The sequence below is a fragment of the Chitinilyticum piscinae genome (assembly GCF_015223195.1).
In the GTDB taxonomy this organism is placed as follows: Bacteria; Pseudomonadota; Gammaproteobacteria; order Burkholderiales; family Chitinibacteraceae; genus Chitinilyticum; species Chitinilyticum piscinae.
In genome coordinates, this window is the sequence record NZ_JADFUA010000005.1 from 283,394 (window position 1) to 292,895 (window position 9,502).

8 protein-coding genes and 1 pseudogene are annotated in these 9,502 nt (G+C 59.6%); 7 read left to right on the plus strand and 2 right to left on the minus strand.

All coding sequences use genetic code 11. The annotated features are described in order from the left end of the window. Positions 1 to 23: 23 nt before the first annotated feature. The 3 genes from INR99_RS10900 (at position 24) to INR99_RS10910 (ending at position 2,320) form a co-directional block, all read left to right on the plus strand. Complete coding sequence (locus INR99_RS10900; protein ID WP_028451018.1) at positions 24 to 524, plus strand: arsenate reductase ArsC; 501 nt, start codon at positions 24 to 26, stop codon at positions 522 to 524. Beyond that, the gene (arsB, locus tag INR99_RS10905; protein WP_034639186.1) at positions 524 to 1,555 is read left to right on the plus strand and encodes an ACR3 family arsenite efflux transporter; all 1,032 of its coding nucleotides are present in this window, start codon (positions 524 to 526) and stop codon (positions 1,553 to 1,555) included. Before INR99_RS10900 ends, arsB begins: the two co-directional genes overlap by 1 nt. 168 nt (positions 1,556 to 1,723) lie before the next feature. Continuing rightward, a complete protein-coding gene (locus INR99_RS10910) occupies positions 1,724 to 2,320 on the plus strand; it encodes a YitT family protein (RefSeq protein WP_194116372.1) in 597 nt (198 codons plus the stop codon). 111 nt (positions 2,321 to 2,431) lie between these two features. On the opposite strand, the gene INR99_RS10915 is transcribed toward INR99_RS10910, so the two are convergent. Continuing rightward, positions 2,432 to 3,202 (minus strand): HAD-IIA family hydrolase, encoded by a 771-nt coding sequence (locus tag INR99_RS10915; RefSeq protein WP_228098209.1) that lies wholly within the window; start codon positions 3,200 to 3,202, stop codon positions 2,432 to 2,434. Positions 3,203 to 3,287: 85 nt separating this feature from the next. Further along, entirely contained in the window at positions 3,288 to 4,643 is a 1,356-nt protein-coding gene (locus INR99_RS10920; RefSeq protein ID WP_373308289.1) for a D-amino acid dehydrogenase, read from the minus strand. 102 nt (positions 4,644 to 4,745) lie between these two features. Between INR99_RS10920 and INR99_RS10925 the strand changes: the two genes are divergently transcribed. The 4 genes and pseudogenes from INR99_RS10925 to INR99_RS10940 form a co-directional block, all read left to right on the plus strand. Next, positions 4,746 to 6,572, plus strand: a complete 1,827-nt coding sequence (locus INR99_RS10925) for a sensor histidine kinase (protein ID WP_194116374.1) — start codon at positions 4,746 to 4,748, stop codon at positions 6,570 to 6,572. 132 nt (positions 6,573 to 6,704) lie between these two features. Next, on the plus strand, positions 6,705 to 7,757 hold the full coding sequence (gene recA, locus INR99_RS10930) for a recombinase RecA (RefSeq protein ID WP_194116375.1): 1,053 nt from the start codon (positions 6,705 to 6,707) through the stop codon (positions 7,755 to 7,757). A 146-nt stretch (positions 7,758 to 7,903) separates the two neighbouring features. Then, on the plus strand, positions 7,904 to 8,206 hold the full coding sequence (locus INR99_RS10935) for a GIY-YIG nuclease family protein (RefSeq protein WP_194116376.1): 303 nt from the start codon (positions 7,904 to 7,906) through the stop codon (positions 8,204 to 8,206). An 860-nt stretch (positions 8,207 to 9,066) separates the two neighbouring features. Then, a pseudogene (locus tag INR99_RS10940) lies at positions 9,067 to 9,502 on the plus strand (transposase); the annotation flags it as partial.

The following is a 9,502-nucleotide window of genomic DNA, read 5'->3' on the forward strand; positions in this document are numbered from 1 at the left end:
ACCTATAACCATCAGGGATAATCATGAGCAAGAAATTCAATGTTCTCTTTCTGTGCACGGCCAATTCGGCGCGCTCGATCATGTCGGAAGGCCTGCTGAACCACCTCGGCGGCGAGCGCTTCCAGGCCTTCAGCGCCGGCAGCAAGCCCGGCACGCAGCCCAATCCCTTTGCCATCGAGCTGCTGCAGAAAATCGGTCACGATACCGGCTATATGTATTCCAAATCGTGGGATGTGTTCGAGGGTGAAGACGCGCCGAAGATGGACATCATCATCACGGTCTGCGGCAATGCGGCCAACGAAGAATGCCCGGTCTGGCCGGGCCACCCGATCACCGCGCACTGGGGCTACGATGACCCGCACGGCGAAACCGATGAAGAAAAGCGCCACTCCTTTGCGCAGATTTTCTGCCAGATCAAGCACCGCATCGAGCTGCTGGTGAGCCTGCCGGACGAGAAAATCGAGCATCTGGCCAATATCCGGGCGATTGGCGAGCCGGATGTCCTGAACGGGGTGAACGCATAATGAGCCAGCCTGCACTGGGCGTATTCGAACGCTATCTCACGCTGTGGGTGACCTTGTGCATCGTCGTTGGCATCGTGCTCGGCCAACTGGCCCCCGCGCCCTTCCAGGCACTGGGTGCCATGGAGATTGCCCGCGTCAATCTGCCGGTCGGCATCCTGATCTGGGTGATGATCATCCCGATGCTGATGAAAATCGACTTCGCCGCGCTGAAAGAAGTCGGCCAGCACTGGCGCGGCATCGGTGTAACGCTGTTCGTGAACTGGCTGGTCAAGCCGTTTTCGATGGCGCTGCTGGGCTGGCTATTCATTCGTGAGCTCTTCGCTCCGTGGCTGCCAGCGGCACAGATCGACAGCTACATTGCCGGCCTGATTCTGCTGGCTGCAGCACCGTGTACCGCGATGGTGTTTGTCTGGAGCCAGCTGGTACGAGGCGAGCCGCACTTCACGCTGAGCCAGGTGGCGGTGAATGATGCCATCATGGTGGTCGCCTTTGCGCCGATTGTCGGTCTCTTGCTGGGCATTTCGGCCATCACCGTGCCGTGGGATACGCTGCTGGTATCGGTCGGCCTCTACATCGTGATTCCGGTCATCCTCGCCCAGCTGGCGCGCAAAGTACTGATCGCGCACGGCGGCCTGGATACGGCACTGAAGCGCATCCAGCCGTTTTCGCTCTGTGCCCTGCTGGCCACACTGGTCCTGCTGTTTGCCTTCCAGGGCGAGCAGATCCTCAAGCAGCCGCTGGTGATCGCGCTGCTGGCAGTGCCCATCCTGATCCAGGTGGTGTTCAACTCGGGACTGGCCTATGTGCTCAACAAAAAACTCGGCGTGGCGCACTGCGTGGCCGGCCCGTCGGCACTGATCGGCGCCTCGAACTTCTTCGAGCTGGCGGTCGCGGCCGCGATCAGCCTGTTCGGCTTCCAGTCCGGCGCAGCGCTGGCGACTGTCGTCGGCGTGCTGGTCGAAGTACCCATCATGCTGGCGGTAGTCGCAGTGGTGAACCGCAGCAAGAACTGGTACGAAGCGGCGGCCTGATACACGGCAACCGATATGTCTGTAGCCATTTATCTGCAATGGCTACAGACATATACCCATAAGCCCGGCACGGCCATCGCCACAGAACACCCCACTGCGGATTTCCTGCACAGCCAAAACCGCCCGCCTGCACTATGCTCACGTCCCCGCCAACGAGGAGCAAGTACCATGTCGCGACGACACAGCCTGTTCGAAGACCTGCAGGGCGTGCTGACGGGCGCGCTGTTCATGGCGCTGGCCATCCAGTTTTTCCAGCATGCGAAGCTGCTCACCGGCGGCGTCACCGGCATCGCCTTCCTGATCCACTACGCCACGCACTGGGCGTATGGCGCGGTGTTTTTTATCATCAGCGTGCCCTTCTACCTGTTTGCCTGGCGCACACTGGGCGCCGAATTCACGCTGAAGACCTTTGCCGCCATCGGCACGCTGTCGCTCCTGACCGGCTGGCTGCCGCATTGGCTGAGTTTCGGCTCCCTCAACCCGCTGTTTGCCGCCATCATGGGCGGCCTGCTCGCCGGCGCAGGCATCCTGATGCTGGTACGCCATCGCGCCAGCCTCGGCGGCGTAACCGTGCTGGCACTCTACCTGCAGCAGCGCCGCGGCTGGCGCGCCGGGCATGTGCAGCTGGGCTTCGATCTGGCCATCCTGTTCGCTGGCATCTTCCTCGCCAGCCCGCAGCAGATGCTGCTGTCGATTGCCGGCGCCCTCGCGCTGAATCTGGTCATTGCCATCAATCACCGGCCTGAGCGCTATATGGGGATGTAATACCCAGATACCGTTGTTCGTATAGATATTTGCAATCAATGGGTACAGGCGTATACCCATTGGATTGGTGAGGCAGGCCTGCCGTGCACGCAGCAAATGTAATCAGCGTGCTTACAGCTTATCCAGCGCGATCTCGCCGACATTGTTGAACACGTAGTCGGGCTTGTAGGGAAAGTGGTCGATCATGTCGGTCGTCGTCACGCCCGAGAGCACCAGCGCGGTTTTCATGCCGGCTTCCATGCCGCCGACGATGTCGGTGTCCATCCGGTCGCCCACCATCAACGTGTCGTCCGGATGTGCGCCGAGCTTTCTGAGCGCCAGCGTCATCATCAGTGCATTGGGCTTGCCAACGATGTAGGGCTTCTTGCCGGTAGCAGCAGCAATCGCCGCCAGAATCGTGCCGGCCGCCGGCTCGTTGCCACCTTCGACCGGGTCGATCATGTCCGGATTGGTGCCGATGAATTTGGCACCCTGATCAATCAGCCGCACCGCCTTTTTCAGTTGCTCAAAGCTGAAGGTCGCCGACTTGGCCACGACCACATAATCCGGATTACTTTCTGATATCGAGAAGCCGACGTTATACAGCTCATTGATCAGCCCGCCACCGCCGATCACGTACACCTTGGCGCGGTCCTTCTGGTTTTTCAGGAACATCGCCGTGGCCATCGCGGCGGTGATGAAGTTGTCTTCCGTCAGGCCGTGCACGCCCAGCGATTCGAGCTTCAGTTTCAGGTCATACGGCGTCTGCTCGGCGTTGTTGGTCAGAAACAGGAAGGGAATCCTGGCCGCCAGCATGCGGTCGACAAAGGCCTGGGCGCCGGGAATGAGCTGCTTGCCGCGGTAGACCACGCCGTCCATGTCGGAAATCACGTTCTTGATCATATCCTGTTCCTGTTGATTGCTTGAGCAGATGCTGACTTTAGCCGCGAATGCGGTGCAGCACTAGCCGTGCCGCACCGTAGATCATTTACAGTCCCTGCACGAAGGGGTAATCGACCTCGGGGTTCTTGCCATCGATCAGGTCAGCAATCGCCTTGGCAGAGCCACAGCATTCGGTCCAGCCCAGCGTACCGTGACCGGTGTTCAGCCACAGGCTGGGGTAGCGCGTGCTGCCGATATAGGGCAGATTGCCCGGTGTGGCCGGACGCAATCCGGTCCAGAATTCGGCGTTGGCGTAATCGCCACCATTGGGGAAGATTTCGCTGGTGCGCGCGATCAGTGCCTTGCAGCGGATTTCATTCAGCTCAAGGTTGTAGCCGTTGAATTCGGCAGTACCGGCCACGCGCAGGCGATCCCCCAGTCTGGAGAACACCAGCTTGTAGCCATCGTCGGTCATGCTGACTGTCGGAGCCTCGTGTTCGGGGCCGACCGGAATCGTCGCCGAATAGCCCTTGGCCGGGTAGATGTCGAGCGTGACGCCCAGGGGGGCCAGATACAGCGGGCTGTAGCTGCCCAGACACACGACAAAGCGATCGGCGCTGAGCACTTCTTTACCTTCTGGGGTATGCACGCGCACGCTTTTTACATCGCCGCCTGCAGCATTAAACCCGTCGATCGCGCAGTCGTAGCGGAATTTCACGCCCAGCGCTTCAGCGTGTTTCGCCAGCTCGTTGGTGAACTTGCGCGCATCGCCCGATTCGTCGCTTGGTGTGTAGGTGCCGCCGACGATGGGGCGGCGCGAGTGCTTCAACGCAGGTTCGATCGCCAGACATTCGGCTGCGGATTTCACCTGCCGGTCCAGCCCCACTTCGCGCATCAGTGCGGCGGCCGGAATCGCGGCGTTGAAATCCGCCTCGTCGGTGTAGTAGTGAAGAATTCCTTCCGTTCGCTCGTCGTACGACAAGCCCAGCTCGCCGCGCACAGCCTGCAGCGTATCGCGACTGAACAGCCCCAGGCGCACCAGATTCTGCAGGTTGAAACGTGCACGCTCCGGCGTGCATTGCTGGAGGAAGCGCAGGCCCCAGCGCCACTGGTTCCAGTCGAATTTGAAACGGAACAGCAGTGGCGCGTCTTCCTCGCCCAGCCACTGCAGTGTTTTCCACGGCGCTTTCGGGTTCGCCCACGGCTCGGCGTGGCACACGGAAATCTGCCCGCCATTGGCATAACTGGTTTCGCGCGCCGGCTCCTGCGCGCGCTCGATCACGGTAACCTCATGGCCGGCCTTCGCCAGAAACCACGCGGAGGTCACACCGATAACCCCTGCTCCGAGCACGATGATTTTCATATTGGTCTCCCCCTGAAACACCGGGCAATTATGCCGTCTGTCGTGTTGCCCTGCAGTGAAACGCCCTGCTTCTCTGCCGCGCATCAAATCCGCCGGCATTAACTGGCAGCAGATTTACCACAGCATCACGCAAATCAATACCTAAACTGTCAAACGCTTGCACTACACTATGGTCTTTGTCTTTCCCGAAGCCTGCCGCGCATGCGCTTTACCCTGCGAGCTGCCATCATCGTTGCCGTGCTGCTGGGGCTGTTGCTGCCTGCCAGCATCAACGGCTATTTCGGCATGCGCGCCGAACGGCGAACACTGCAGGATCAGTTCGAGCGCGAACATCAGCGCCTGACCGAACTGCTGGCGCTGGGCATGCAGGATCCGCTATGGAATCTGTCCCCCGAATCCGGCAGGCCGCTGCTCGAATCGCTGATGAGCGACCCTCGAGTCGTGCGCATCACCGTCGTTGATAGCGCCGGGGACAGCAGCTTCCTGAATGCCGACCGCCCCGAACGCCGCACGCTCAATCTCAGCAGCCGGCAGGAGCAGGTCATCCGCCATGGCGAAGCCATCGGCAAGGTCACACTGGAAATGGACATCGGCGAAGCCATGGCCACGCTGGAACGCAAACAGCGCCAGTACATCCTGGCCGTCGCCGTACAGGTCATCATCAGCATCAGCCTGATCTATATCCTGCTCAATGCACGGCTACTGCAACCGCTGCAGAAACTGCTGCGCCAGTCCGGCCGGCTGGCGCGCCGTGAACTCGAAGAACGCTTCGAATGGGAACGCGATGACGAACTGGGCGAGCTGGGGCAATCACTGGAAACCACTCGCGTGGCAGTGCGCCAGCTGATCGGCGACCTGGAGCAGAATAATCTGCAGCTGGAGGCCGACCTCATCAGCCGCATGCAGGTCGAGGAAGCCCTGCGCGCCAGCGAGAACCGCTTCCGCCGCCTGGTGGAAAGCAGCAGCGTCATCCCCTGGGATGCCCGCGCCGGCGAATGGCGCTTCACCTATATCGGCCCCCAGGCCGAAGCACTGCTGGGCCTGCCACTGTCCAGCTGGTACGAGGACAACTTCCTCTCGCAGGTGGTTCACCCGGACGACCGGCATCTCATCTACCCGCTGTTCGGCAGCGACTGCACCAGCCAGCTCCCGCAGCGCTGCGAACTGCGTCTGCGGCGGGCCGATGGCAGTGACAACTGGGTACTGCTGCTGGCGCACAGCAGCATCGACAGCAGCCAGCAGCACTACCTGCACGGCTATCTGATCGACATCCACCCGCAAAAGTGCGCCGAACTGGAGCTGGAAAGCTACCGGCAGCATCTGGAAGACGTCGTCGAAAACCGCAGCCGGGCGCTCACTCAGCTGCGCGATGACAACGACACCCTCAACGATGTGCTCTGCCGTGATCTGCGCGGGCAGCTGCGTCGGCTGGATGGACTGAGCCAGATCCTGCACGAAGAAGCCGGTCGCAACAGTAATCTGCGCGGCTATCTGCAACAGCTGGGAAGCACCATCCAGGAAATGGCCAGCCACATCGATGATCTGGCGGCCCTGCAGCAATTCGACCAAGCTGAATTGCAGACGGACATCATCGATGTCAGTGCCATGACCCGCGAGCTGCTGGATGAAATCACCCTGCTTGCACCAGCCGACGAGGTCCAGTGCACCATCCAGCCGGGGATGCAAGCCCAGGCCGACCCCAGGCTGCTGCGCATCGTCCTGCACAACCTGCTCGACAACGCCTGGAAGTTCAGCCAGCACAATGCCACACCACACCTGCACATCGGTTGCACCAGCCACCAGGGACGGCAGATTTTCAGCGTCAGTGACAATGGCTGCGGCTTCGACATGGCGCAAGCCCCGCTGCTGTTCAGGCCCTTCCAGCGCCTGCAGGCCAATGGTAGCCCCCACAGCGGCAACGGCATTGGCCTGGCAATTGCCGAGCGCATCATTCGCCGCCATAACGGCCGCATCTGGGCCAAGGGCAGCCCGGGTGAAGGCGCGACCTTCTCGTTCACCCTGGACTGATACAGCGCGAGCAGCGTCAGGCAACCGGCCGGAAGCAGCCTGCTGCACAGTCGGCAAACACACCGCTTGCAAAACAGAACGATTGTTCTATAATCTGCAACACCAACCCAATTACCTCTGCCAGGAGCTTCCATGGACGACAACAAGAGCAAGGCACTCGCCGCTGCACTCGCACAAATCGAACGCCAGTTCGGCAAGGGCGCCATCATGAAGATGGGCGAGAACCAGATCGAAAACGACTTGCAGGTTGTCTCCACCGGCTCGCTGGGCCTTGACCTCGGCCTGGGCGTCGGCGGTCTGCCGCGCGGCCGTATCGTCGAAATCTTCGGACCAGAGTCCTCAGGTAAAACCACACTGTGTCTGCACGTGGTTGCCGAAATCCAGAAGGCTGGCGGCGTCGCCGCCTACATCGATGCGGAAAACGCACTCGACCCGATCTACGCGCAGAAACTCGGCGTGAATGTCTCCGAAATGCTGATCTCGCAGCCGGATACCGGCGAGCAGGCACTGGAAATCGCCGACATGCTGGTGCGCTCCGGCGGAGTGGACATCATCGTCGTGGATTCCGTTGCCGCACTGACGCCGAAAGTGGAAATCGAAGGTGAAATGGGCGACACCCACGTCGGCCTGCAGGCACGGCTGATGAGCCAGGCGCTGCGCAAGCTCACCGCCAACATCAAGCGCACCAATACGCTGGTGATCTTCATCAACCAGCTGCGCATGAAGATCGGTGTGATGATGCCCGGCCAGAGCCCGGAAACCACCACGGGTGGTAACGCACTGAAATTCTACGCCTCGGTACGTCTGGACATCCGCCGCATCGGCGCGGTGAAAAAGGGCGAGGAAGTCATCGGTAACCAGACCAAGGTCAAGGTCGCCAAGAACAAGGTCGCCCCGCCCTTCCGCGTGGTCACCTTCGATATCCTCTACGGCGAAGGCATCAGCCGCGAAGGCGAAATCATCGAGCACGGCGTCATCCACAAGATCGTGGAAAAGGCCGGTGCCTGGTACAGCTACAACGGCAACAAGATCGGCCAGGGCCTGGAGAATTCCCGCACCTATCTGAAAGACAATCCGGAAGTGGCCGCCGAAATCGAAGCCAAGATTCGCGCCAAGATCGGCGGAACGGCAGCACCGATTGTCGCCGGTGGCGCAATGGAAGACGAGGAAGCGCTGGAGGATTGATCCCCCGCCCCAACAACAACGGCCGCTGATGCGGCCGTTGTTTTATCAATCTCGACACACCAGCCCACGCGAGATCCCGCTCATGCAAATGCCAATTCAGCATCGCTGCTGCAAGTTGGTCATATATTGATTGGAAATAATGTGCAATGAAATTTCGCTACGTGGTGTACAAACTCACCTTTCCAAACGGAAAAATCTATATCGGGAAAGATATTGGCGGCGCAGGACATTCAATAAACTACTTTGGCTCTTGGGACAACACATTAGTCGAACAAGACTTTACCAAAGAGCAACTGAGCGATTTCACAATCAGGAAGGAAATCCTCTTTGAATCCGAGAACAAGCAAGAAGTAAACCAGAAAGAATCCGAACTGATCATTCGCCATCAATCTAATGATGAAGCCATCGGTTATAACCAAACACATCGCCCTCACAAGAAAACCCTTTGATATCAATAGGGTAAATAAATGGACATTTCCCTCAAGGTCATGCTGTTTTCAGTGCCTGCGGCACGCTGTTTTCATGCGCGTTTCCGCCGCGCCCACGGGCTACTTTCTTTGCTTCACCAAAGAAAGTAGCCAAAGAAAGGCGAGCCCGGTTCGCCGGCCCTTCGGGCTTCCCTGCGATGCTCACCGCCCGCAGCGCGGGTTCGAAACTCGCCCTGCGGGCTCAAACATCTCACCCGCGAAACCCTGCGGGCGGCTGCGCTTCTCGGCGGCTTCAGGGCGAGGCGTGCTAGGCAACAGCAGTGATTACTCGCAGGCCGGAAAAGCGAAGCGCCTTCCGGCAGATTTGGGTGATGGGTATATGGCTACAGCCCTTTCCCAGGTTTAGCTGTGGGTTTATCACTGCATGGGTATATCACGCTGCCAGTTAGGACGATATGCCCTGGAGCCGCCGAGAAGCGCAGCCGCGGCCAGGGTTTCGGCGTAACGAGTGTCTGAGGCCGAAAGCCGAGTTGCGGCGCGCCGCTGGACGTGGCGAGCATCGCAGGGAAGCCCGAAGGGCCGGCGGATCGGGCTCGCCTTTTCTTTGGTTCGTTTCTTTTGGCGAGACAAAAGAAACGAACCCGTCCGCCGGGCGGAACCGGCATGAAAACACCGCGCCGCAGGCGCTTAAACAACTCGAACTGCACTTCAGCTACATACACCACAATGTATCACCATGCAGCCAAATATTATATTAGCCAGTCGGCTCTGAATAATTCACAGGTCAATGATTTCAATGGCAAAACATGCCATCTCCCTCCCAAGAATTTGCAAGTTTTCATTAAAATCGACGCGTTTCCTTGCGAATTTTTGAGACCAGCATGGCCCCCAAACCGCTGACACCGAAGTCCAATGATCTGTACCGCCAGCGTCTGGATGAACTGGTCAACCTCCGCCACCCGCTGGCGCAGCACATTGGCTGATCTTTGTTCGAGTGGGAATGGGCAGGCCTGTTTCCCTCTCAGCGTGGACGACCGGCGCTGCCCCCGCGTCTGATTGCCGGCCTGCTGTATCTGCAGCACACCTTTGACTTGTCGGATGAGGACGTGGTCTGGGGCTGGGTGGAGAATCCCTACTGGCAACTGTTCTGCGGCGAAACCTGGTTTCAGCATCAGCCGCCGATTGACCCGAGTTCGCTGACCCGCTGGCGCAAACGCATTGGCGAAGAAGGGTTGGAATGGCTGCTCACACAAACCATCCGTGCCGCCGAATCGACGGGCGTGGTCAAACGGCAGAGTTTCGACAAGGTGATTGTCG